Source organism: Streptomyces sp. NPDC091272 (assembly GCF_044757485.1).
Lineage (GTDB): Bacteria > Actinomycetota > Actinomycetes > Streptomycetales > Streptomycetaceae > Streptomyces.
In genome coordinates this window covers 117,221-138,973 of the sequence record NZ_JBIVVC010000011.1, presented here as the reverse complement: position 1 = coordinate 138,973, position 21,753 = coordinate 117,221, and the positions used below count along the sequence as shown (strand labels likewise).

At 71.1% G+C, this 21,753-nt stretch carries 20 protein-coding genes and 1 tRNA gene; 3 read left to right on the top strand and 18 right to left on the bottom strand.

Going from position 1 to position 21,753, the window contains the following annotated elements; genetic code table 11:
* From secD to pgsA, 12 genes are all read right to left on the bottom strand, one after another.
* A complete protein-coding gene (secD, locus tag ACIQM4_RS27010; RefSeq protein ID WP_401596570.1) occupies nucleotides 1-1,752 on the bottom strand; it encodes a protein translocase subunit SecD in 1,752 nt (583 codons plus the stop codon).
* A gap of 109 nt (nucleotides 1,753-1,861) precedes the next feature.
* Nucleotides 1,862-2,326, bottom strand: coding sequence for a preprotein translocase subunit YajC (yajC, locus tag ACIQM4_RS27005; protein ID WP_401596567.1), 465 nt, complete (start codon nucleotides 2,324-2,326; stop codon nucleotides 1,862-1,864).
* 164 nt (nucleotides 2,327-2,490) lie between these two features.
* The gene (gene ruvB / locus ACIQM4_RS27000) at nucleotides 2,491-3,561 is read right to left on the bottom strand and encodes a Holliday junction branch migration DNA helicase RuvB (protein WP_401596564.1); all 1,071 of its coding nucleotides are present in this window, start codon (nucleotides 3,559-3,561) and stop codon (nucleotides 2,491-2,493) included.
* 94 nt (nucleotides 3,562-3,655) lie between these two features.
* Nucleotides 3,656-4,285, bottom strand: a complete 630-nt coding sequence (gene ruvA / locus ACIQM4_RS26995) for a Holliday junction branch migration protein RuvA (protein WP_401596561.1) — start codon at nucleotides 4,283-4,285, stop codon at nucleotides 3,656-3,658.
* Nucleotides 4,282-4,848 (bottom strand): crossover junction endodeoxyribonuclease RuvC, encoded by a 567-nt coding sequence (gene ruvC, locus ACIQM4_RS26990; RefSeq protein ID WP_401596558.1) that lies wholly within the window; start codon nucleotides 4,846-4,848, stop codon nucleotides 4,282-4,284. The genes ruvA and ruvC overlap by 4 nt, the downstream gene beginning before the upstream one ends.
* A 136-nt stretch (nucleotides 4,849-4,984) precedes the next feature.
* Nucleotides 4,985-5,740 carry a YebC/PmpR family DNA-binding transcriptional regulator gene (locus ACIQM4_RS26985; RefSeq protein WP_401596556.1) on the bottom strand — a complete coding sequence of 252 codons (756 nt, stop codon included), beginning with the start codon at nucleotides 5,738-5,740 and terminating at the stop codon, nucleotides 4,985-4,987.
* A gap of 76 nt (nucleotides 5,741-5,816) precedes the next feature.
* A complete protein-coding gene (gene pdxT / locus ACIQM4_RS26980; protein ID WP_401596553.1) occupies nucleotides 5,817-6,410 on the bottom strand; it encodes a pyridoxal 5'-phosphate synthase glutaminase subunit PdxT in 594 nt (197 codons plus the stop codon).
* Nucleotides 6,411-6,415: 5 nt separating this feature from the next.
* The gene (pdxS, locus tag ACIQM4_RS26975; RefSeq protein WP_401596550.1) at nucleotides 6,416-7,324 is read right to left on the bottom strand and encodes a pyridoxal 5'-phosphate synthase lyase subunit PdxS; all 909 of its coding nucleotides are present in this window, start codon (nucleotides 7,322-7,324) and stop codon (nucleotides 6,416-6,418) included.
* Nucleotides 7,325-7,538: 214 nt separating this feature from the next.
* Nucleotides 7,539-8,084 carry a hypothetical protein gene (locus tag ACIQM4_RS26970; protein ID WP_401596548.1) on the bottom strand — a complete coding sequence of 182 codons (546 nt, stop codon included), beginning with the start codon at nucleotides 8,082-8,084 and terminating at the stop codon, nucleotides 7,539-7,541.
* Between the two features lie 205 nt (nucleotides 8,085-8,289).
* Nucleotides 8,290-9,462: a glycosyltransferase family 4 protein gene (locus ACIQM4_RS26965; protein ID WP_401596546.1), complete on the bottom strand. Its 1,173-nt coding sequence runs from the start codon at nucleotides 9,460-9,462 to the stop codon at nucleotides 8,290-8,292.
* Entirely contained in the window at nucleotides 9,459-10,415 is a 957-nt protein-coding gene (locus ACIQM4_RS26960; RefSeq protein ID WP_401596544.1) for a phosphatidylinositol mannoside acyltransferase, read from the bottom strand. Before ACIQM4_RS26960 ends, ACIQM4_RS26965 begins: the two co-directional genes overlap by 4 nt.
* Nucleotides 10,412-11,068, bottom strand: a complete 657-nt coding sequence (gene pgsA / locus ACIQM4_RS26955) for a phosphatidylinositol phosphate synthase (protein ID WP_401596541.1) — start codon at nucleotides 11,066-11,068, stop codon at nucleotides 10,412-10,414. The genes ACIQM4_RS26960 and pgsA overlap by 4 nt, the downstream gene beginning before the upstream one ends.
* Nucleotides 11,069-11,442: 374 nt before the next feature.
* On the opposite strand from pgsA, the gene ACIQM4_RS26950 reads away from it, so the two are divergent.
* Nucleotides 11,443-13,644 (top strand): elongation factor G-like protein EF-G2, encoded by a 2,202-nt coding sequence (locus ACIQM4_RS26950; RefSeq protein ID WP_401596538.1) that lies wholly within the window; start codon nucleotides 11,443-11,445, stop codon nucleotides 13,642-13,644.
* Between the two features lie 215 nt (nucleotides 13,645-13,859).
* A complete protein-coding gene (locus ACIQM4_RS26945) occupies nucleotides 13,860-15,527 on the top strand; it encodes a hypothetical protein (RefSeq protein WP_401596536.1) in 1,668 nt (555 codons plus the stop codon).
* 3 nt (nucleotides 15,528-15,530) lie between these two features.
* Here ACIQM4_RS26945 and ACIQM4_RS26940 read toward each other — a convergent pair whose 3' ends face one another.
* The 4 genes from ACIQM4_RS26940 to ACIQM4_RS26925 form a co-directional block, all read right to left on the bottom strand.
* Entirely contained in the window at nucleotides 15,531-16,085 is a 555-nt protein-coding gene (locus tag ACIQM4_RS26940; RefSeq protein ID WP_401596534.1) for an HIT family protein, read from the bottom strand.
* Nucleotides 16,086-16,170: 85 nt separating this feature from the next.
* Nucleotides 16,171-18,147 carry a threonine--tRNA ligase gene (gene thrS / locus ACIQM4_RS26935; protein WP_401596531.1) on the bottom strand — a complete coding sequence of 659 codons (1,977 nt, stop codon included), beginning with the start codon at nucleotides 18,145-18,147 and terminating at the stop codon, nucleotides 16,171-16,173.
* Nucleotides 18,148-18,261: 114 nt separating this feature from the next.
* On the bottom strand, nucleotides 18,262-19,485 hold the full coding sequence (locus ACIQM4_RS26930) for a hypothetical protein (protein ID WP_401596529.1): 1,224 nt from the start codon (nucleotides 19,483-19,485) through the stop codon (nucleotides 18,262-18,264).
* Nucleotides 19,485-20,063 (bottom strand): DUF4365 domain-containing protein, encoded by a 579-nt coding sequence (locus ACIQM4_RS26925; protein WP_401596527.1) that lies wholly within the window; start codon nucleotides 20,061-20,063, stop codon nucleotides 19,485-19,487. Before ACIQM4_RS26925 ends, ACIQM4_RS26930 begins: the two co-directional genes overlap by 1 nt.
* A gap of 193 nt (nucleotides 20,064-20,256) precedes the next feature.
* On the opposite strand from ACIQM4_RS26925, the gene ACIQM4_RS26920 reads away from it, so the two are divergent.
* Entirely contained in the window at nucleotides 20,257-20,988 is a 732-nt protein-coding gene (locus ACIQM4_RS26920) for a 3'-5' exonuclease (protein WP_401596524.1), read from the top strand.
* Nucleotides 20,989-21,132: 144 nt separating this feature from the next.
* Here ACIQM4_RS26920 and ACIQM4_RS26915 read toward each other — a convergent pair.
* Together ACIQM4_RS26915 and ACIQM4_RS26910 are read right to left on the bottom strand one after the other, a co-directional pair.
* Nucleotides 21,133-21,204, bottom strand: a tRNA-Val gene (locus ACIQM4_RS26915).
* Between the two features lie 55 nt (nucleotides 21,205-21,259).
* The gene (locus ACIQM4_RS26910) at nucleotides 21,260-21,703 is read right to left on the bottom strand and encodes an SRPBCC family protein (RefSeq protein ID WP_401596521.1); all 444 of its coding nucleotides are present in this window, start codon (nucleotides 21,701-21,703) and stop codon (nucleotides 21,260-21,262) included.
* Nucleotides 21,704-21,753: the final 50 nt, after the last annotated feature.

Genomic DNA, 21,753 nt, shown 5'->3' with positions numbered 1-21,753 from the left:
TCACGCCTCCTTCGGTTCGGTGGGGGCGGAGACGCGGCGGGAGCGGCGCAGCGGGGGCTTGACACCGAGCCGCTTCGGGTCGAGGCCGGACCACTTGTGGCCCTCGCCGAAGAACTTGGTCTTCGAGGCCAGCAGCGTCATGAGCGGCTTGGTGAAGAGGAACACCACGACGACGTCGAGCAGGGTGGTCAGGCCGAGCGTGAACGCGAAGCCCTGGACCTTGCCGACGGTCACGATGTACAGCACCACCGCGGAGAGCAGCGACACGAAGTCGGACACCAGGATGGTGCGCCGGGCGCGCGGCCAGGCGCGCTCGACCGCGGGGCGCAGGGTGCGGCCGTCGCGGATCTCGTCCCGGATGCGTTCGAAGTACACGATGAACGAGTCGGCGGTGATACCGATGGCGACGATGGCGCCGCAGACCGCGGGCAGGTTCAGCGCGAAGCCGATGGCCGGGCCGAGCAGGGCCATGATCGTGTAGGTCAGGATGCCGGAGACCAGGAGGCTCATCAGCGCGACGAAGGACAGGCCGCGGTAGTAGAGCACCAGGTAGATGACGACGAGCGCCAGACCGATGGCGCCGGCGATGAGGCCCGCTTCGAGCTGGTCGCTGCCGAGCGCCGGGGTGACCGTGGTGACGGTCTCTTCCTTGAACGTCAGCGGCAGGGAACCGTACGACAGGATGTTGCCGAGCTCCTGTGCGGACTCCTGGGTGAAGCTGCCGGTGATCTCGGCGTTGCCGCTGAGGACCGTGGAGACCGAGGGCGCCGAGACGACGTTGCCGTCCAGGACGATGCCGAACCGGTTCATCGGGTCCTGCTGCTTCATCAGGTTGCCGGTGGTCTTGGAGAACTTCTCGGAGCCCGCCTTGGTGAACTCCATGTCGACCTTCCACAGCGCGCGCTGGGTGTCGAACGTGCCTGCGGCCTTCTTGACGTCGGTGCCTTCGAGCTCGGCCGGGCCCAGGATGTACTTCTCCCAGGTCTTGCCGTCGGTGCCGAGACCGCAGGCGATCGTCGGCTCGCTCGGCTTGATGCCGTCGCCCGCCTTCTCACGCTGCGCGGGCTTGGTGCAGTCCAGGGCGACGAAGGCGTCCTGGAGCTTCTTGGTGGCCGGGTCGGGCGCGGGCGCCGTCGGCGTCGCCTTCGGGTCGGGGCTCTTGGAGCCCGCGCTGCCCGAGGGGGTCGGCGTCGGGGCCTTCAGCGCGTCGGTGACGGCGCGGCCCTGGGAGGTGGCGGTCGAGGACGGGGTGGGCGTGGCCTTGTCCGTGGCCTTCGCCTCGGGCTTGCCCGTCGCCGAGGGGTTCGGCTTCGGGGTCTGCGCCGGGTCGGGCGTCGGGGAGCCCGCGGTGACCGTCATCACCGGACGGAAGTAGAGCTTCGCGGTCGTGCCGACCTGCTCGCGGGCCTGCTTGGAGTTCGTGCCCTTGGGGATGTTGACAATGATGTTGTCGTTGCCCTGGGTCTGGACCTCGGACTCGGAGACGCCCATGCCGTTGACGCGGCGCTCCATGATGGAGACCGCGGTGTCCATGTTGGTCTTGTTGATCGCGTTGGGCTGGCCCGGCTCGTTCTGCGCCTTGAGCGTGATGCTCGTACCGCCGGCGAGGTCGATGCCCAGTCGCGGGGTGGTGTGCCCGGACGCGAACATGCCGCCTGCGAGGGCGAGGATCACGATCGTGATCAGAGCCAGGGCACGCCCCGGCCTGCCCGGGGCCCCCGAGGCCTTCCGGCCCTTCTTCGGTGCTGCCACCTTCTCGAATCTCCCTGTCCAACCGCACGCGCCGGGTGTGCGTCGATGCGGCCACGAAGTGTTGTGGGGGCCTGCCCCCGCAAAGGTCCGGCACGGTCCGCGGAGGTGACTACTTCGCGTCGCCCTCGCCGTCGGCCTTCTTGTCCTTCGGCTCGACGTCGGCGGCCGGCTCGTCCGTCTCGGGCTTCTTGCCGAGGTCGATGCGGGCCACGTCCGCGTCGTCGGTGGCGGTCAGCGACGAAGCGTCGTCCGGGACGACGGGGGTGTCGGAGTCGATCTCGTCGGCCACGCCCTCGCCGTGCACGATGCGGTTGTACTCGGCGTCGTCGAGGACGGCGCCGATGGCGTTCTTCGCGTAGACCGCGTGCACGCCGGGGGCGACCTCAAGAAGGACCGAGTCGTCGTGAACCTCCTTGACCGTGGCGTACATACCGCCGATGGTGCGCACGCCGGTGCCGGGCTGCATTTCGTTGCGCATCTGCGCAGCTGCCTGCTGCTTCTTCTTGGCGGACCGGGTCATCAGGAACATGGCCCCGATGAGCACGATGAAGGGGAGGAGGGTCACGATACTCACGGGACGGAACTTCCTTCGCACGACCGCGCAGAAGCGGCCTCTGTATACGGGGGTGGGCATGCCTTCCGGAGAGGTCGGCATCGGCGGAGTCTAGATGAGTCCGCATCAATGGAACAACGTCCAGGATCGCACCGTGGTTCCTGACCCGGCGAGCTTCCACACCGTCACGTCCCGAACAAGCCCGGTTGTCCGCCTTTCGTGGCGCCCTGCTGGGGCGGTACGAGTCCCAGGTGGGCCCAGGCGGCGGGGGTGGCGACCCGGCCGCGGGGTGTTCTGGCCAGGAGTCCCTCCCGTACGAGGAAGGGCTCGGCGACCTCCTCGACCGTCTCGCGCTCCTCCCCCACCGCGACCGCGAGGGTGGACAGCCCGACCGGACCGCCGCCGAAGAGTTTGAGGAGTGCGCCCAGGACCGCCCGGTCGAGGCGGTCGAGACCGCGCGGGTCCACCTCGTACACCTTGAGGGCGGCTGCGGCGATCTCCTTGTCGATGATCCCGCCCGCCGTCTTGACCTGGGAGTAGTCGCGGACCCTGCGCAGCAGCCGGTTGGCGATACGGGGCGTGCCGCGGGAGCGGCCCGCGATCTCGGCGGCCCCGTCGACGCCGATCTCGACGTCGAGCAGGCGGGCCGAGCGGTGGATGACGCGCTCCAGCTCGGACGGCTCGTAGAACTCCATGTGCCCGGTGAAGCCGAAGCGGTCGCGCAGCGGCGGCGGCAGCAGTCCGGCCCTGGTGGTGGCGCCGACCAGGGTGAAGGGGGGCAGCTCAAGGGGGATGGCGGTGGCGCCGGGCCCCTTGCCGACGATGACGTCGACGCGGAAGTCCTCCATCGCCATGTACAGCATCTCCTCGGCCGGGCGGGACATCCGGTGGATCTCGTCCAGGAAGAGGACCTCTCCTTCCTGGAGGGAGGAGAGGATCGCGGCGAGGTCGCCCGCGTGCTGGATGGCCGGGCCGCTGGTGATGCGGATCGGGGCGCCCATCTCGGCGGCGATGATCATGGAGAGGGTGGTCTTGCCGAGGCCGGGCGCACCGGAGAGCAGCACGTGGTCGGCGGTGGCGCCGCGGGCGCGGGCCGCGCGCAGCACCAGGTCGAGCTGTTCGCGCACCTTCTCCTGGCCGACGAACTCGTCCAGGTCCTTGGGGCGCAGCGCGGCCTCGACGGCCTGGTCCTCGCCGTCGGCGGAGGAGTCGACCAGCCTCGGGTCGGTGTCGGGTCCGGACTCGTCCCAGTTCATGTGCGGATCTCTCGGGTCGGATGTGGCGGGTGCGGGCGACGCGGGTCGGCGGGACCGGTGCGCGGCGAGGAGGTGGCGGGGTCGCCGTGCGCGGTCAGCGGGTGCGGTTGAGGGTCTGGAGGGCGGCACGCAGCAGCTGCGGAACCGGCGGCTGGGTGCCTTCGGCGAGAGCCGCCTCCGCCTGCGGCGTGACGGCGGCCACCGCTTCCTCCGCCTCCCGGGAGGCATAACCGAGCCCGATCAGGGCGGCGCTGAGCTGCTCGGTCCAGGGGGCGGGTCCCGAGGCGACGCGTTGCGCGCCGAGCTGGTTGCCGGTGCCCAGCGGGGCGCCGAGCCGGTCCTTCAGTTCGAGGAGGAGTTTCTGTGCTCCCTTCTTGCCGATGCCGGAGACGGCGGTGAGCGCCTTCTCGTCACCGGTGGCCACCGCGAGCCGCAGCGCGTCGGGGCTGTGCGCGGCGAGCATGGCCTGGGCGAGGCGGGGGCCGACGCCGCTCGCGGTCTGGAGCAGTTCGAAGACCTGTCGTTCGTCTTCGTCCGCGAAGCCGTACAGCGTGAGCGAGTCCTCCCGGACGACCAGGGAGGTGGCGAGCTTGGCGGCCTGGCCGAGCCGGAGGGTGGCGAGGGTGTTCGGCGTGCACTGCAGGGCCATGCCGACGCCGCCGACCTCGATGACCGCGGTGGTCGGGGCGAGGGCGGCCACCGGGCCACTGACGAAGGCGATCATGAGGTGCGACCTTTCCTGGCGGTGCTCACTGAACGGGCCACCGGCGTACGGGACTTGTGGGCGGCGACCGCCTGCTGGAGCCGGTTCTGCGCGGGGGCCCGCCAGATGTGGCAAATGGCGAGGGCGAGGGCGTCGGCGGCGTCGGCCGGTTTCGGCGGGGCGTCGAGCCGCAGCAGCCGGGTCACCATCGCCCCGACCTGCGCCTTGTCCGCCCGGCCGCTGCCGCTGACGGCGGCCTTGACCTCGCTGGGGGTGTGCAGGGCGACGGGGATGCCGCGGCGGGACGCGCACAGCATGGCCACCGCGCTGGCCTGGGCGGTACCCATCACCGTCGACACGTTGTGCTGGCTGAACACCCGCTCCACGGCGAGGACTTCGGGCCGGTAGTCGTCGAGCCAGCGCTCGATGCCCTGCTCGATGGCGACCAGCCGCAGGCCCAACTCGGCGTCGGCGGGGGTGCGTACGACACCCACCCCGCACATGGTCAGCGGGCGGCCCGCCACCCCCTCGACCACGCCGACACCGCACCGGGTCAGCCCCGGGTCCACACCCAGTACGCGCACCCTGCCCCCTCTTCGCCTTCGCTCACCTGTTTGTGCAGGCTAGCCGCTCGCACCGACAATCAGGTCCGGCAACGCGACGGGCCGGCGGGGATGTCCCCGCCGGCCCGTCGTCGTACTGGGTTGTGGCAACCGCCGGCTACTCCTCGTCGAGCGCGGCCATGACCTTGTCGCTGACGTCGAAGTTGGCGAAGACGTTCTGCACGTCGTCGCTGTCCTCCAGCGCGTCGATCAGCTTGAAGATCTTGCGCGCGCCCTCCTCCTCCAGCTCGACCTGCATGGTCGGCACGAAGTTGGCGTCCGCCGAGTCGTAGTCGATGCCCGCCTCCTGGAGCGCGGTGCGGACCGCGACCAGGTCGGTGGCCTCGCTGATCACCTCGAAGGTGTCGCCGAGGTCGTTGACCTCTTCGGCACCCGCGTCGAGCACCGCGCCCAGCACGTCGTCCTCGGTGAGCTCGCCCTTGGGGACGATGACGACGCCCTTGCGGTTGAAGAGGTACGAGACGGAACCCGGGTCGGCCATCGAGCCGCCGTTGCGGGTCATGGCCACACGCACGTCCGACGCGGCACGGTTGCGGTTGTCGGTGAGGCACTCGATGAGCACCGCGACGCCGTTCGGGCCGTAACCCTCGTACATGATCGTCTCGTAGTCGGCGCCGCCCGCCTCAAGACCGCCGCCGCGCTTGACCGCGGAGTCGATGTTCTTGTTGGGGACGGAGCTCTTCTTCGCCTTCTGGATGGCGTCGACCAGCGTGGGGTTGCCCTCGGGGTCGATGCCGCCCGTGCGGGCCGCGACTTCGATGTTCTTGATCAGCTTCGCGAAGAGCTTGCCGCGCTTGGCGTCAATCACGGCCTTCTTGTGCTTCGTCGTAGCCCATTTAGAGTGGCCGGACATCTGCCTGTCTCCTTCGCGTAACCAATTCTGCCTGCTTCGGCAGAGATCCTACCGGGATCCGCTCCGATGGCTGCGCTCAGGAGGCAGCGCGCACCATGTCCACGAACATCGCGTGCACCCGGTGGTCCCCGGTGAGCTCCGGATGGAAGGACGTGGCGAGGGCGTTGCCCTGCCGTACGGCCACGATGTGACCGCCGTGTTCGGCCAGCACCTGGGCCTCGGCGCCCACCGACTCCACCCACGGCGCGCGGATGAAGACGCCCTCGACGGGGCCGTCCTCGATGCCGGTGACGTCGACGGTGGTCTCGAAGGACTCGTTCTGCCGTCCGAAGGCGTTGCGGCGCACGATCATGTCGATGCCGCCGAGCGTCTCCTGGCCCGAGCGCGGATCGAGGATCTTGTCCGCGAGCAGGATCATCCCGGCGCAGGTGCCGTACACCGGCATCCCGTCGGCGATGCGGGCACGCAGCGGCTCCAGCAGGCCGAACAGGGCCGCCAGCTTGGAGATGGTGGTGGACTCGCCGCCCGGAATCACCAGACCGTCGACCTCGGCCAGCTCCTGGGGGCGCCGGACCTCCCTGGCCGTGGCGTCGGCCACGGCCAGGGCGATCAAGTGCTCCCGGACGTCGCCCTGGAGGGCCAGGACGCCGACAACGGGGTTGCTGTTCATGCTCGTTACCAGCCCCGGTTGGCGTAGCGCTCGGACTCGGGGAGGGTGTCGCAGTTGATGCCGACCATGGCCTCGCCCAGGTTCCGCGAGGCGTCCGCGATGATCTTCGGGTCGTCGAAGAAGGTGGTGGCCCGGACGATGGCGGCGGCGCGCTTGGCCGGGTCGCCGGACTTGAAGATGCCGGAGCCGACGAAGACGCCCTCGGCGCCGAGCTGGCGCATAAGCGCGGCGTCGGCGGGGGTGGCGACGCCACCCGCCGAGAACAGCACCACCGGGAGCTTGCCGAGCTCGGCGACCTCCTTGACCAGCTCGTACGGGGCGCGCAGCTCCTTGGCGGCGGCGAACAGCTCGTTGTTGTCGTAGCCGCGCAGCCGGGCGATCTCGTTCTTGATCTGGCGCAGGTGGCGGACCGCCTCGACGACGTTGCCGGTGCCGGCCTCGCCCTTGGAGCGGATCATCGCCGCACCCTCGGCGATGCGGCGCAGGGCCTCACCGAGGTTGGTGGCGCCGCAGACGAACGGGGTGGTGAAGGCCCACTTGTCGGAGTGGTTGACCTCGTCCGCCGGGGTCAGCACCTCGGACTCGTCGATGTAGTCGACGCCGAGCGACTGGAGGACCTGGGCCTCGACGAAGTGACCGATGCGGGACTTCGCCATCACCGGGATGGACACGGCCTCGATGATCTCTTCGATCATGTTGGGGTCGGACATCCGGGCCACGCCGCCGTCCTTGCGGATGTCGGCGGGCACCCGCTCCAGCGCCATGACCGCGACGGCGCCCGCGTCCTCGGCGATCTTCGCCTGCTCGGCGTTGACGACGTCCATGATCACGCCGCCCTTGAGCTGCTCGGCCATGCCGCGCTTGACGCGGTCGGTGCCGGTGGCGGGGGTGTGGGAGGTGGTGTTGCTGGACATCTGATCGACCTCGCTCGAAGACGGAAAGGCAGGCGTTTCGGCAGATTCCCGCACGGGTTCCTGCATGACTGAGCAAACGCCCTGCGACCAGTCCACTGCAAGGGCCAATGATGAGCCGGTGGATCGTTTTCGCGGCCGGCGGGCGGCCGGGCGCTCAGGTGCCGGGGCGGTCGACCGGCCGAGGCGTACTCGGTACGGGGCAGTCGCGGGGCGCTCAGGTGCCGGGGCGATCGGCCAGTGCCACCGGGGCCTCGTCGTCCATCTCGAACGCCAGCGGGAACGGTGCGTGCCCGGCCAGCCGGAACCACCGGACCGTCCGGTGCCGGCGCAGCGCGCGGGCGGCCCGCACCGAGTCGTTGTGGAACCGGCGCGCCATCGGCACCCTGCGTACCGCGGCGGCCAGCTCGCCCGCGGCCTCCTCGCCGCCCGGGGCGAGCTTGAGCGCCTCCACCTGTTCCGGCTCCCCGAACACGGCCCGCAGCGCCTGGCTGAGCTCGCTCTCCGCGACCTCCCGATGCTCCTCCTCGGCCTGCCGCGCGTCGTGCGCGGCCTGGTACAGGACGATCGACGAGGCGGGGTCCAGCACCCCCGAGGTGGCCAACTCCTGTGCCACGGAGGCCCGCCGCAGCAGTTGCGCGTCGAGGGCCGCGCGGGAGGCGTCGATACGGGCGTGCAGCCGGTCGAGGCGGCCCGCGGTCCAGCTGAGGTAGAGACCGATCGCGAAGAGGGCGACGACGATCCAGATGAGGGTTACGGTCACCCGGCGAGGCTATCCGCTCGGCGCGGGCCGCTTGGCGCGGGGCGGGGCGGGGCGCGGGTGGGTGCACGGCGGGGCGGTGGGTGCCCGGCGGGGCGGTGGGTGCCCGGCGGGGCGAAGTGAGCGCGTGCGGGCGCGTCATGGCTGATCGCGCAGTTCCCCGCGCCCCTGAAGGTGCGCCCCTGAAGGGGCGCCCCCCCAGGCGTTCTCAGTCCCGGGCCATGCGCATTCGGGCGCGGGCCATTCTTCCCGGGCGTTCGTCATCCTCCGTCGCCACGGCTCCCGCGCCGTCCATCACCGTCTCGTACACCGCCAGGATGTCCGCGGCGACCGTCGACCAGTCGAAGCGGCGCACATGGAGCGCGCCCCGTTCGCTCAGTTCGGCCCGGCGGCCCGCGTCGGCGAGCAGGCGTACCGCCGCGGCGGCCAGCGCCTGCGCGTCCTCGTTGGCGAACAGGTCGCCCGCCGCTCCCTGGTCCAGCACCTGCGCGAACGCGTCCAGGTCGCTCGCCAGCACCGGCGCCCCCGCCGACATCGCCTCGACCAGGATGATGCCGAAGCTCTCACCGCCCGTGTTGGGGGCCACGTACACGTCCACGCTGCGCAGCAGCCGTGCCTTGTCCTCGTCGCTGACCATGCCGAGGAACTCCACCCGGGAGCGCATCTCCTCGGGCAGCGAGGCCACCGCCTCCTGCTCGTCACCGCGCCCCGCGACCAGCAGCCGGGTGTCGGGGCGCGCCGCCAGGATGGCGGGCAGCGCGCGCATCAGCACGGGCAGGCCCTTGCGCGGCTCGTCGATGCGGCCGATGAAGCCCAGGGTCTGGCCCTGCCACTGGGCCTTCGGCTCCGCCTTCGCGAAGAAGTCGACGTCGACGCCGTTGGGGATGGTGACCGCGTCACCGCCCAGGTGCTCGACGAGCGTGCGCCGCGCGTACTCGCTCACCGCGATCCGCGCGCTGATCTTCTCCAGCGCGGGCTGCAGGATCGGGTACGCCGCGAGCATGACGCGCGAGCGGGCCGTGGAGGTGTGGAAGGTCGCGACGATCGGCCCCTGCGCCGCCCAGCAGGTCAGCAGGCCCAGCGAGGGCGCCGCCGGCTCGTGGATGTGCACCACGTCGAAGGTCCCGTCGTGCAGCCAGCGCCGCACCCGGGCCGCCGACAGGACGCCGAAGCTCAGCCGTGCCACCGACCCGTTGTAGCGGACCGGCACCGCCCGGCCCGCCGACACCACGTAGGGCGGCAGCGGGGTGTCGTCGTCCGCCGGCGCCAGCACGGAGACCTCGTGGCCGAGCCCGATCAGGTGCTCGGCCAGGTCCCGGATGTGGAACTGGACGCCCCCCGGCACGTCCCAGGAGTACGGGCAGACGATCCCGATCCTCAACTCCGGTCCTCCGGTCGCGCGTCCAGATCCGCCGACCACAGTCGTTGCAGCATGTGCCAGTCCTCCGGATGCTCGGCGATCCCCGTGGCGAAGGCGTCGGCCAGCGCCTGTGTCATCAATGACGTCTTTTCGCCGCGCGTACCTGTCTCCGGTACGTCCACGGGCGGATGCACCCGTCCCCGCATCATCCGGCCGTCGTACCAGAGCGTCGCCGGCAGCAGCAGCGCCCCCGTCTGCTGCGCCAGGATCGCGGGCCCGGCCGGCATCCGCGCGCTCTCGCCGAAGAACTTCACCTCGACGCCCGAGGCGGACAGGTCCCGGTCCGCGACCAGACAGACCAGACCGCCGCGGCGCAGCCGTCTGGCCAGCGTGCCGAAGGCGGAGCCGCCCGTGTGCGGCACGACCTCCATCCCGAGGCTCTCGCGGTACGCGACGAACCTGTCGAACAGGGACTCCGGCTTCAGGCGTTCCGCGACCGTCGTGAAGGGATGGCCGAGGTGGCTGGTGGCGTACGCGCCCGCCAGGTCCCAGTTGGCCAGGTGCGGCAGCGCGAGAACGACTCCGCGGCCCCCCTCCAGGGTGTCCGTCAGCCGGTGCAGGTCCTGGATCTCGACACCGGAGGCGATCCGCTCCCGGCTCCACGCGGGCAGCCGGAAGGACTCCATCCAGTACCGCATGTACGAGCGCATCCCCGCCCGGGACAGCTCCCGCAGCCGCGCCGGGTCCGCGTCGGGCACCACCCGGGCCAGGTTGGCCTCCAGCCGCAGCACGCTCTTGCCGCGCCGCTTCCAGGTCCGGTCCGCGACCAGGCGGCCCAGGCCGGCGGCGACCGGCTCGGGCAGCTTCTTCACCCCGGCCCAGCCGAGCCCGTACAACCCGTCGACCAGCCTGTCCTTGGCGGACGGCCGCCCGCTCCCGGCGGCGGCGTGGCCCTTCCCCCGGTCCGTGCTCACGACGTGGCTCCGTTCCCGGTCGCCGCGTCGGCCTCGGCCGACTCACGGCGTACCGTCACGACCCGTTGCCCCAGGGTCACCAGCGACCCCACAGCGACGACCCACAGTGCGACCGGCAGCAGCACGTCGACACCCGGCAGCCCGAACTTGTGCAGTCCGGCGACCCCGGCGGCTACCAGCGTGATCACGAGCCGTTCGGCCCGCTCGATCAGGCCGTTGACGGCGACGGGCAGCCCGATCGCCTCACCGCGGGCCTTGGTGTACGAGACCACCTGGCCGCTCGCGAGACAGAAGATGGCGACCGCGCACAGCACGTTGTCGTCACCGGTGCCGGCGTACCAGAGGGCGAGTCCGCCGAAGATGCCCGCGTCGGCGACCCGGTCCAGGGTGGAGTCGAGGAACGCGCCCCACCGGCTGGACACGCCGGCCTGGCGCGCCATGTTGCCGTCGACGAGGTCGGAGAAGACGAAGAGGGTGATGACGATGGTGCCCCAGAAGAACTCCCCGCGAGGGAAGAAGACCAGCGCACCCGCCATCACTCCGGCCGTACCGATGAGCGTGACCGCATCCGGACTCACTCCGCGACGGAGCAGAAATGCGGCAAACGGTGTGAGGACACGCGTGAAGAATGCACGCGCGTACTTGTTCAGCATGGCCTTCCCGAGGGGTCGGATGGCCGAGCGGCCCCTGTGGCCACCGGCTGGCCCATCGTAGCCACGACCCGCAGGCTCCACCGCCGGGCACCCGCCCACCGCCGTGTCCGTACGACAGATGGCGGCACCACGGCCGCCGCGGACGCCGGCGCCGGTGCGCAAGCCGGACCCGCCCGCACTCCGCGGTTCCGGCGCCGCGGACCCGCGCTCCCGCCCCGCCCCCGCACACGCGGCCGGCCCGGGTATGGACGCAAGGTGACCCGGGTGGAAAGCTCGAATGACCGCGGGCGTCATCGAGGCCGCCACGCCGCAGCGGCTCCTCATGTCCGCGCCCTTCTCCTCACCGTGCACCTTTCCTCGGGAGGCCGGAAACCATGGGCGTACACACCAAATCGAGCGCACATCCCGGAGCCGCCGGCAGGGCGACACCGGCCGACCACCCCGCATCCGTACGGAACGTGGTGCTGGTCGGCCACAGCGGATCGGGCAAGACCACACTGGTGGAAGCACTCGCACTCGCCACGGGTGCGGTGCAGCGGGCCGGCCGGGTCGAGGACGGCACCACCGTCTCCGACCACGACGAGATCGAGCACCGCAGGCAACGCTCCGTACAGCTCTCGCTCGTGCCCGTCGCCTGGGACGGCATCAAGATCAATCTGCTGGACACCCCCGGTTACGCGGACTTCGTCGGGGAGCTGAGGGCCGGTCTGCGCGCCGCGGACGCGGCCCTCTTCGTCGTCTCGGCCGCCGACGGCGTCGACGGGGCCACCCGCATGGTGTGGGAGGAGTGCGCGGCCGTCGGGATGCCGCGCGCCATCGTGGTCACCCACCTGGAGGCGGCGCGCGCCAACTTCGAGTCGATGACCGACCTCTGCGCGGAGGCCTTCGGCGGCGACGACCCGGACGCCGTACTGCCGCTCTACCTCCCGCTGTACGGCGAGCACGGCCCCGACGGACACGCCCCGGTCGCCGGGCTCCTCGGCCTGCTCTCGCAGCGGATCTACGACTACTCCCGCGGCGAACGCACGGAACTCGCCCCCGACCCCGCCCAGCTCCCGCGCATCAGGGCCGCCCGGGACCGGCTCATCGAGGGGATCATCGCCGGGAGCGAGGACGAGTCCCTGATGGACCGCTACCTCGACGGCGAGGACATCGACCTGGAGACCCTCGTCGGCGACCTGGAGAGGGCCGTCGCCCGCGGCAGGTTCCACCCCGTGGTGGCCGCCGCCCCCGCAGCCGAGGGCAGCCGCCTGGGCCTGGGCACGGTCGAGATCCTGGAGCTGATCACCGGCGGCTTCCCGACCCCCGCCGAACACGAACTCCCCGCCGTCACCACCCCGCAGGGCCACCCCGCTCCCCCGCTGACCTGCGACCCCGCAGGTCCGCTCGTCGCCGAGGTGGTCAAGACCGCCGCCGACCCCTACGTCGGCAGGATCTCCCTCGTACGGGTCTTCTCCGGCACGCTGCGCCCCGACGAGAGCGTCCATGTCTCCGGCCACGGACTGGCCGACCGCGGCCACGCCGACCACGACCTCGACGAGCGGGTCGGCGCGCTCTCCTCGCCGTTCGGCAAGCAGCAGCGACCGCTCACCCACTGCGTCGCGGGCGACCTCGCCTGCGTGGCCAAGCTCACCCGGGCGGAGACCGGCGACACCCTCTCCGCCAAGGAGAATCCGCTCCTCGTCGAGGGGTGGTCCATGCCCGACCCGCTGTTGCCGCTCGCCGTCCAGGCGCACAGCAAGGCCGACGAGGACAAGCTCTCGCAGGGCCTCGCCCGGCTCGTCGCCGAGGACCCGACGATGCGCCTGGAACAGAACGGGGCGACCCGTCAGCTCGTCCTGTGGTGCCTGGGCGAGGCACACCGCGACGTCGCGCTGGAGCGGCTGCGCACGCGGTACGGGGTCCGCGTCGACGCCGTCGGCCACAAGGTGCCGCTGCGCGAGACCTTCGGCGAGAAGACCTCGGGCCGCGGCCGGCACGTCAAGCAGTCCGGCGGCCACGGCCAGTACGCCATCTGCGAGATCGACGTGGAGCCGCTGCCGCCGGGCACCGGCATCCAGTTCGTGGACAAGGTGGTCGGCGGTGCGGTGCCCCGCCAGTTCATCCCTTCCGTGGAGAAGGGCGTGCGCGCCCAGGCCGCCCGCGGTCTGGCCGGACATCCGCTCGTGGACGTACGGATCACGCTGCGGGACGGCAAGGCGCACTCGGTGGACTCCTCGGACGCGGCGTTCCAGACCGCCGGGGCGCTGGCCCTGCGGGAGGCGGCGGCCGATGCCCGGATCGACCTCCTGGAGCCGGTCGCCCAGGTCACCGTCCTGGTCCCGGACGACTACGTCGGCCCCGTCATGAGCGACCTCTCCGGCCGGCGCGGCAGGGTCGTCAGCACCGAACAGGCCGGCCACGGCCGCACCCTGGTCCGCGCCGAGGTCCCGGAGGTGGAGATCGGCAGGTACGCCGTCGACCTGCGCTCCGTCTCGCACGGCACCGGACGCTTCAGCCGTACGTACGCCAGGCACGAGCCGATGCCACCCCAGCTGGCGGGCAAATTCCGCGAACAGGACCAAAGTGGCGCCTAGTTGACCGGTTTGCGGTGATGCCGTCCCGATCTGTCCGGCCAATTCGCTTGCGGTGGGCGGCATTCCGCGCTCCCATGACGTGCGGGGCAACACGTCGATAGTCTGTGATCGCAGCTCAGCAGGTGTGCGGCGCGCGGCAGTTGGGAACAGGCCGCAGTGCAGGGCGACGCACGGAGCAGCACACAGCACAGCACGGTGTCGTACGTGGACGGTCGATGGGGGCGGTAGTGGCGGACTCGGGATTCGACTTCTCACCCGGTGCACAGGTACCGCTCCAGGGCTCGGCGGGGCAGACCGCGGCGACGCACGCGCTCGCGTCGGCCGCCTACCGCGACGGCGCGGTCACCACGCTGCTCGACGCGAACAGCGAGTGGCACAAGTCCGAGGTGAAGAAGGGCAGGCTCTCCCTCTTCGAACCCAACCTCGGCGAGGCCTTCTCCCGCGCCATCCAGATCCGGATGCTCGGCGGCGCCCGCGAAGCGCTCATCCAGTCCTTCGGCACCGAACCGCAGACGGTGGTCGAGCACTGTCTGGCCGCCACCAACATCCGTAAGGCCCGCGACACCAAGCTCACGCTCGTCATGGCCGTCTTCGGCCTGCTCTTCCTGCCCGGCCTGCTGCTCTGGCTGGCCGTCTTCCAGCTCCGCCGCACCATCGCGGGCGCCAAGGACCGCAGGGCCGGAGCGCTGGGCACGGTCCTGCTCGTCGCCGTCGGCGGCCTGGTCGTGCTCTTCCTGATCAAGCTGCCGTTCTCCGGCTTCCTCGGCATCTATCTGCGCGCCATGCTGGTCGCCCCGGTCATCGGCTGGCTCTGGGCCAAGCAAATCTGCGAGTCCACCGCCAGGGACCTCAGGGAACGCTGGTCGGCGCTGCTGTCCGGCGGCGGCATCGGCGCCAAGATCCCGGAAGCCGTCCCCAAGAGTCCGGGCGAGGTCGACGCGGAGAGCCTGCGCCAGAGCCTGGCCCGCCTCACCGCCGAGCAGCAGTCCAACGCGGTCTTCTACGCGGGCCCCAAGGGCATACTCGGCATGGGCACCCGCTGGGGCAGCTGGCAGCTCGCCGAGGAGCTCAACCGCGCCGACCCCGCCAAGGAGATCCACGGTTTCCGCAGCTGGGACGTCATAAGGGCGATCCACGACCAGCTGCGGATGCTGGAGCGCGGCCCGCTGCACACCGGCGGCTTCCCGACGCCGTCGGTCCGGCACTGGATCGTCGCCCCGGTCGGCGAGAACGCGGGCTCGGTCAGCCGCCCCGAGGGCCAGGACGTCGACGCGTACCAGATCAAGAACCACGAGATACAGCGCATCTGCAACGAGCAGCAGTTCGGCGCGGGCAACCGGCACTACCTGGGCGTCCAGTTCACCCTGTGGGACGGTCAGCTGGTCATCACCATGCTCATCACGGTGACCGTGCTGCACGAGACCCTGCGCATCGAGGTCACCGGGCACGCGCTGGGCCCGGTGCACCCCCTCTTCACCACGAAGCCGAGTCCGAAGACGGTGACGGTCGGCAAGACCGTCAAGTTCTGGGAGACCAAGACCCGCGAGCTGCCGCTCACCGACACCAACGAGGTGGTCCGGCTCAGCGCCCGCGCCCCGCTCACCTGGTTCCCGAACCTCCTGGACCACCTCGGCGGCAAGCTCTCGCTGCCCGAGCCGTTCGGCCTGCGGCACGCCTGGGCGGCGAAGCCCTGGCGGCACCGCTTCATGGCGGACGACGCGATGCGCGCGGCGGCGCCGGTGCTACGGGTGGTGCACACCGCGGCGATCAAGGTCCTGGAGGACCACGGGGTCGACACCGAACGCTTCAGCGGCCGTGCGATGAACCTCAGTGGCATGGTCCAGGACCCGTCGCCGCGCAAGGCCGACGTGTACGACGCGTGATTCCTACGGCTGCTCGGGCCACACGTCGGCGAGCATCTTGCGGGTGTCGGCCAGCAGCTGCGGCAGCACCTTGGTGTGCCCGACGACCGGCATGAAGTTGGTGTCCCCGCCCCAGCGGGGCACCACGTGCTGGTGCAGATGGGCGGCGATGCCCGCGCCCGCGGCGGAGCCCTGGTTCATGCCGAGGTTGAACCCGTGCGCCCCGGACGCCGTGCGCAGCGCGGTCATCGCCTTCTTGGTGAACAGCGCCAGCTCGGCGGTCTCGGCGTCGTCCAGCTCCGTGTAGTCGGCGACGTGCCGGTACGGCATGACCATCATGTGGCCGCCGTTGTACGGATAGAGGTTCATGATCGCGAAGACGCTCGTGCCGCGCGCGACGATCAGCGACTCCTCGTCGCTGTGCGCGGGAGCCACGCAGAAGGGACAGCCGTCGTCGGACCCGGGTCCGGTCGGCTTGTTCTCACCCTGGATGTACGCGATCCGGTGGGGCGTCCACAGCCGCCCGAACCCGTCCGGCTCACCCACCGGTCCACTCTGCTGCTCCGGCTCAGTCGTCATGCGGAAAGCATAGGCGGACGAGCTGGGCGAACAGCAGGGAGGGCGGCTCCCGGCAGGAACCGCCCTCTCCTCGCCACGGCAGTCGCTAGACCTGCACGCGACGCTCCACCACGTCCACCAGCTTGGCGATCGCCTCGTCGCGCGGGACGCCGTTCTCCTGCGACCCGTCGCGGTACCGGAAGGAGACCGTCCCGGCGGCCATGTCCTCGTCACCGACGATGATCATGAACGGGACCTTCTGCTTCTGCTGGTTGCGGATCTTCTTCTGCATCCGGTCGGACGACGCGTCCACGTCGACCCGCAGCCCCTTCTTCTTCGCCTCGGCGGCGAACTCCTGGAGGTACGGGATGTGCGCGTCGCCGATCGGGATGCCGACCGCCTGCACGGGCGCCAGCCACGCCGGGAACGCACCCGCGTAGTGCTCCAGGAGCACCGCGAAGAACCGCTCGATCGAGCCGAACAGCGCACGGTGGATCATGACCGGCTGCTGCTTGGTGCCGTCGGGGCCCGTGTACTCCAGGTTGAACCGCTCCGGCAGGTTGAAGTCCAGCTGCACGGTCGACATCTGCCAGGTGCGGCCGATGGCGTCCTTGCACTGCACCGAGATCTTCGGGCCGTAGAAGGCCGCGCCGCCCGGGTCCGGGACCAGGGGCAGGCCCTGCTTCTCGGCGACCTGGCGCAGCGTCTCGGTGGCCTCCTCCCAGATCTCGTCCGAGCCGACGAACTTCTCCGGGTCCTTGGTGGACAGCTCCAGGTAGAAGTCGGTCAGACCGTAGTCGCGCAGCAGCCCGAGAACGAAGGTGAGGGTGCGGTCGAGCTCCTCCGCCATCTGCTCCTTGGTGCAGTAGATGTGCGCGTCGTCCTGCGTGAAGCCGCGGGCCCGGGTCAGACCGTGCACCACGCCCGACTTCTCGTACCGGTACACGGTTCCGAACTCGAACAGCCGCAGAGGCAGTTCGCGGTACGAACGCCCCCGGGCATCGAAGATCAGGTTGTGCATCGGACAGTTCATGGGCTTGAGGTAGTAGTCCGTGCCCTCGTCGAGCTGCATGGGCGGGTACATGCCGTCGGCGTACCAGTCCAGGTGCCCGGAGGTCTCGAAGAGCTTCCCCTTGGTCGCGTGCGGGGTGTAGACGAACTCGTACCCCTCCTCCTCGTGCCGGCGGCGCGAGTAGTCCTCCATGACCCGGCGGATGATGCCGCCCTTGGGGTGGAAGACGGCGAGTCCTGAGCCGATCTGCTCCGGGATCGAGAACAGGTCCAGCTCGTTGCCGAGCTTCCTGTGGTCGCGCTTCTCGGCCTCGGCGAGGAACTCCAGGTGCGCCTTCAGCTCGTCCTTCGACGGCCACGCGGTGCCGTAGATGCGCTGGAGCATCGGGTTCTTCTCGCTGCCGCGCCAGTAGGCGGCGGCGTTGCGCATCAGCTTGAAGGCCGGGATGTTACGGGTGGAGGGCAGGTGCGGACCGCGGCAGAGGTCCTTCCAGCACAGCTCGCCGGTCTTCGCGTCGAGGTTGTCGTAGATGGTCAGCTCGCCGCCGCCCACCTCGACGTCCGCGCCGTCGTCGCTGGACGCAGAGCCCTTGATGCCGATGAGCTCCAGCTTGTACGGCTCGTCCGCGAGCTCCTCGCGGGCCGCCTCGTCGCTGACCACCCGGCGGGAGAACTTCTGCCCCCGCTTCTGGATGACCTGCATCTGCTTCTCGATCGCCTTGAGGTCCTCCGGCGTGAAGGGCCGCTCGACGTCGAAGTCGTAGTAGAAACCGTCCTTGACCGGCGGGCCGATCCCCAGCTTCGCCTCGGGGAACAGCTCCTGCACCGCCTGCGCCATCACGTGCGCGGTCGAGTGACGCAGGATGTTGAGCCCGTCCTCGGAGGTGATCTCGACCGGCTCGACCTCCTCGCCGTCGGCGACCTCGTACGACAGGTCCCTCAGCTCGCCCCCGACGCGTGCGGCGACGATCGAGCGCTCACCGGCGAAGATCTCGGCTGCCGTGGTGCCCGTCGTCACCACGCGCTCTTCCCGCTCGGAATCGCGTTGGACGAACACACGGACGTCTGACACCGGTCTCTCCTGACTGAGGGGGGTGCGCGCCTGAGGAAGCGGCACGCACCCGAATCGTACCGAGCGACCCGGCCCGCACGCGAAACGGTTGTCACACCCCCGCCGGGCAGCCCCTCAGTCCTCCCCGCTGCAGGCCTCCTCGAAGAAGTCCAGGTTCTCGTGCAGCGCCTTCAGCAGCCGGTCCCGTTCCGCCTCGTCCACCTGTACGGGAGCGACTCCCGACGCCCCCGTCAGCCGCCGGAAACCGCCCCGGCTCTCCAGCCGTCCCCGCACCTGGACCGGCAGTCCGACCAGGTGCGCGTGGCCCGCGATGCGGTACGCCTCCTCGTCCAGGGTGATCCGTACGTGCGGCACCTCCGCGCCCGCGAGCACCCGCAGCCGGACCGTTCCGCCACCGCGCGGGGCCGACCTGCGCATCCGTACGACGGCCCCGGTGATCCGTACCGGCACGGACGGCTCGTCACGCCGGTAGCGGGCCCCCGCCGCCCGCAGTGCGGGCAGGTCGCCCGGCGAGAACTCGACCACCTCGGGGCGGGCCGCGCAGCCCGGCGGCACCCCGGCCGCAGGCGCCCAGGCCAGCGCGATCCGGGCTCCCTGCGCGCCCTGCACCAGCGCGACGACCGCGTCGGTGAGTTCATGGCTGACCCCGGCCTCCACCGCCGCGTCGAAGGCCTCCATGCCGCCGGTGGCGCGCTGGTAGTCGGTGGCCTCGCGGGCGGCGTGCAGCGCGTGGTGCAGGCGTACGACGGTGCCGCGCCCGGTGACGACCGGCACGAAGGCGGTCAGTTCACGCCCTCCCGTGCCCGCTCCGACCAGCACGCCGTCCAGGGCCGACTGTGCCTGCCTGCGGTGCCGCGCCCCGTAGTAGCCGGCCCGCCCGCTGGCGGCGAGCGCCCCGGCGAGCAGCAACTGGCGCGCCGCCGCCCGCAGCTTCTCCTGGGCCGGCCAGGCCGCGGCCCCCGTCACCTCCTCCGGCACGTCCCGCCACCAGCGGACCTCGTCGCTGGGCACCGCGAGCTGCACCAGTACCTCGCGGGCGGACGGCGCGGGGCAGCGCTCCAGCGCGGTCAGCGCCTCGCCCAGCAGGTCGTCGCTGTCGGGGAAGGCCCGTGACTCGGGTACGAGGAGGGAGGTGGCGCCGCCCGTGGGCCCCGGCGGTGTCCAGCGCGCGTACCGCCCGGCGGCTCCCCCGCGCCGCCGCCAGCCGTGCCGGGCGAGCAGGGCGCCCAGGACGGCGGGGTCGACCTGGCAGGGTTCGGGTCCGCCGCCGTCCCAGCTGCCGGGCACCTCGCCCGGGTGGGGCCGTCCTGACTCGTCGATCGGCCGGTAACGGTGCATCAGGGTTTCCCTCCCGCCCCGACGCGCGTCATGATCTCGCAGAGGGCTCGGTCGTCGAATATCCGCGAGGTGGGGACCCGCACGTTGGTCCTGTTCCGGCCGGTCACCGGGTGTCCGGCCAGATTGGTCCAGTAGCAGCAGTGCCGCAGGTCGAGGCGGTCGTGTCCGGCCCGCAGCCAGTCGTCCCGGTCCCTCGGGACCAGCATCACCACCAGGATCTTGTGCACCGAGACGGGGGTGCGCGCCAGCTTCACCAGGTGGTCGTTGTCGAGGGTGAAGGAGAACGCGGCGCCGGGCGGGTGCGGGGCGATCTGGTAGGTGCACTTGAGCTGGACCTTGATGGTCACTTCGTCGTCGATGGTGTGCACGGGCGAGCCGTGGCTGACGTGCCAGTCGATCCCGTTGTCGGGGAAGGGCTGGGAGAGCGAGCAGCCTGCGGCCGCCGCGACCGCGTGCAGATAGCCCACCTGGAGGGTCTCCATGCAGGCGGTGGTGGCGAGCGCGCCCCGGGGCGGGTGGTCGGTCGATGAGATCCGTCCGGGCAGCAGCCCGCCCGGTTCGGGCTGCGTGAGCGCCATGGCTGACGTGTGCCTTCCGGGCCGTGCCGATCAGGGGGGTGGTCACGGGCCGTCAACTCGGCGTCCCGTCACCTGTGTTGTCTCCGTACGGCTTATGGCGTAAACGGCCCGGGTATCACCGCTTCGGGCAGAAAGCGCACCGGGTCCGTCCGTGAGGCACATCATCTGCCGTGAGCGCTGGAGGAGTTGGGACATGACGTGCTGGTACGAGGGGCCCCTGGCGGCCTTTGACACGGAGACCACGGGCGTCGACGTGGAGGGCGACCGGATCGTCTCGGCGGCCCTTGTCGTGCAGGACTCGGCGGGAGCGAGGTTTCGCGCCACCCGCTGGCTGATCAACCCCGGCGTTCCGGTGCCCGCCGGGGCCACCGAGATACACGGGCTGACCGACGAACACCTGCAGCACAACGGCCGGTGGCCGTCGCCCGTGGTGGAGGAGATAGCCCGTGCGCTGGCGGAGCAGTGCGCGGCGGGCCGGCCGCTGGTCATCATGAACGCGCCGTTCGACCTGACCATGCTGGACCGGGAGTTGCGGCGCCACCGGGCGTCGTCGCTGTCCCGCTACCTGGAGGCCAGGCCGTTGCACGTGCTGGACCCGCGGGTCCTGGACAAGCATCTGGACCGGTACCGCAAGGGCCGCCGCACCCTGACCGACCTGTGCGAGTTCTACGGCGTGACACTCGACGGGGCGCACGACGCGGCGGCCGACGCGACGGCTTCGATCGAGCTCGTACGGGCGGTGGGCCGCCGGTTCGCCGCCCGGCTCGAACGTCTCTCCCCCGCCGAACTGCACACCCTCCAGGCGGTGTGGCACGCGGCGCAGGCACGGGGGCTGCAGGCGTGGTTCGCACGCAACGGCTCGGACGAGGCGGTGGATCCCGCGTGGCCGCTGCGCCCGGAGCTCCGCAGGGCCGAAGCGGCCTGACGCCGGGAACGGCGGTCCCTTCCGGGGACGCACCACCCGGGTCCGGGGACGCGCCACCGGGGGTCCGCCCGCCACGGCGAGGCCGACGGCGCCTCCCGGCATGCAAAAAGCCGGTCCGTCTGTGACGGACCGGCCTTTCCCAGGTGGGCGATACTGGGTTCGAACCAGTGACCCCTTCGGTGTGAACGAAGTGCTCTCCCACTGAGCTAATCGCCCGGGAACGGGTTGAACCATACAGCGCTTTTCCGGGTGGTTCCAAACCGCGCCCGCCTCACCCCGCGAGCACGGCCGCCAGCCCTCTGCGTCCCGCCCGCATCATCAGCGCGTGATTGGCCACGAAGACTGGCCGTCCGGGGACGGCGAGCCTGCGCAGCAACGGCTTGTGCACGTCGACCACCTGCTCGTAGTGGGCGCGGCTCCCGGCGCCGTGCGCGACGACGGTCCAGCGCAGCCAGCCCTCCAGGTCGCCCGTCATGCCGATCTCCAGGATCCCGGCGGCCGGGTCACGGCGGCGTTCGCGCACGGTCACCAGCAGGTCGTACGGGAGGAAGGAGCGGAAGCGCGCGGTGCCGGTGCGCCCGTCGCCGGGGACGACCTCGCGCACCTGCGGCCACCAGCGCGGATAGTCCTCGGCGCGTTCCAGCAGCGCGTAGACGTCCGTCGGCGGGGCGGGCAGGTCCCAGATGCTGCGGAAGCGGTAGTGGCACCAGTCCATGGGCCAAGTCTGCGGCACACGCACGTACTCACCCCGGATCTGAGTAGCTT

Coding starts and splice junctions, on each gene's coding strand:
- ACIQM4_RS26920 (WP_401596524.1), top strand. CDS start 20,257: ATGACGTGCTGGTACGAGGGGCCCCTGGCGGCCTTTGACACGGAGACC.
- ACIQM4_RS26945 (WP_401596536.1), top strand. CDS start 13,860: ATGGGGGCGGTAGTGGCGGACTCGGGATTCGACTTCTCACCCGGTGCA.
- ACIQM4_RS26985 (WP_401596556.1), bottom strand. CDS start 5,740: ATGTCCGGCCACTCTAAATGGGCTACGACGAAGCACAAGAAGGCCGTG.
- ACIQM4_RS26940 (WP_401596534.1), bottom strand. CDS start 16,085: ATGACGACTGAGCCGGAGCAGCAGAGTGGACCGGTGGGTGAGCCGGAC.
- ACIQM4_RS26910 (WP_401596521.1), bottom strand. CDS start 21,703: ATGGACTGGTGCCACTACCGCTTCCGCAGCATCTGGGACCTGCCCGCC.
- ACIQM4_RS26925 (WP_401596527.1), bottom strand. CDS start 20,063: ATGGCGCTCACGCAGCCCGAACCGGGCGGGCTGCTGCCCGGACGGATC.
- pdxS (WP_401596550.1), bottom strand. CDS start 7,324: ATGTCCAGCAACACCACCTCCCACACCCCCGCCACCGGCACCGACCGC.
- ruvB (WP_401596564.1), bottom strand. CDS start 3,561: ATGAACTGGGACGAGTCCGGACCCGACACCGACCCGAGGCTGGTCGAC.
- ACIQM4_RS26950 (WP_401596538.1), top strand. CDS start 11,443: ATGGGCGTACACACCAAATCGAGCGCACATCCCGGAGCCGCCGGCAGG.
- pgsA (WP_401596541.1), bottom strand. CDS start 11,068: ATGCTGAACAAGTACGCGCGTGCATTCTTCACGCGTGTCCTCACACCG.
- ruvA (WP_401596561.1), bottom strand. CDS start 4,285: ATGATCGCCTTCGTCAGTGGCCCGGTGGCCGCCCTCGCCCCGACCACC.
- pdxT (WP_401596553.1), bottom strand. CDS start 6,410: ATGAACAGCAACCCCGTTGTCGGCGTCCTGGCCCTCCAGGGCGACGTC.
- ACIQM4_RS26930 (WP_401596529.1), bottom strand. CDS start 19,485: ATGCACCGTTACCGGCCGATCGACGAGTCAGGACGGCCCCACCCGGGC.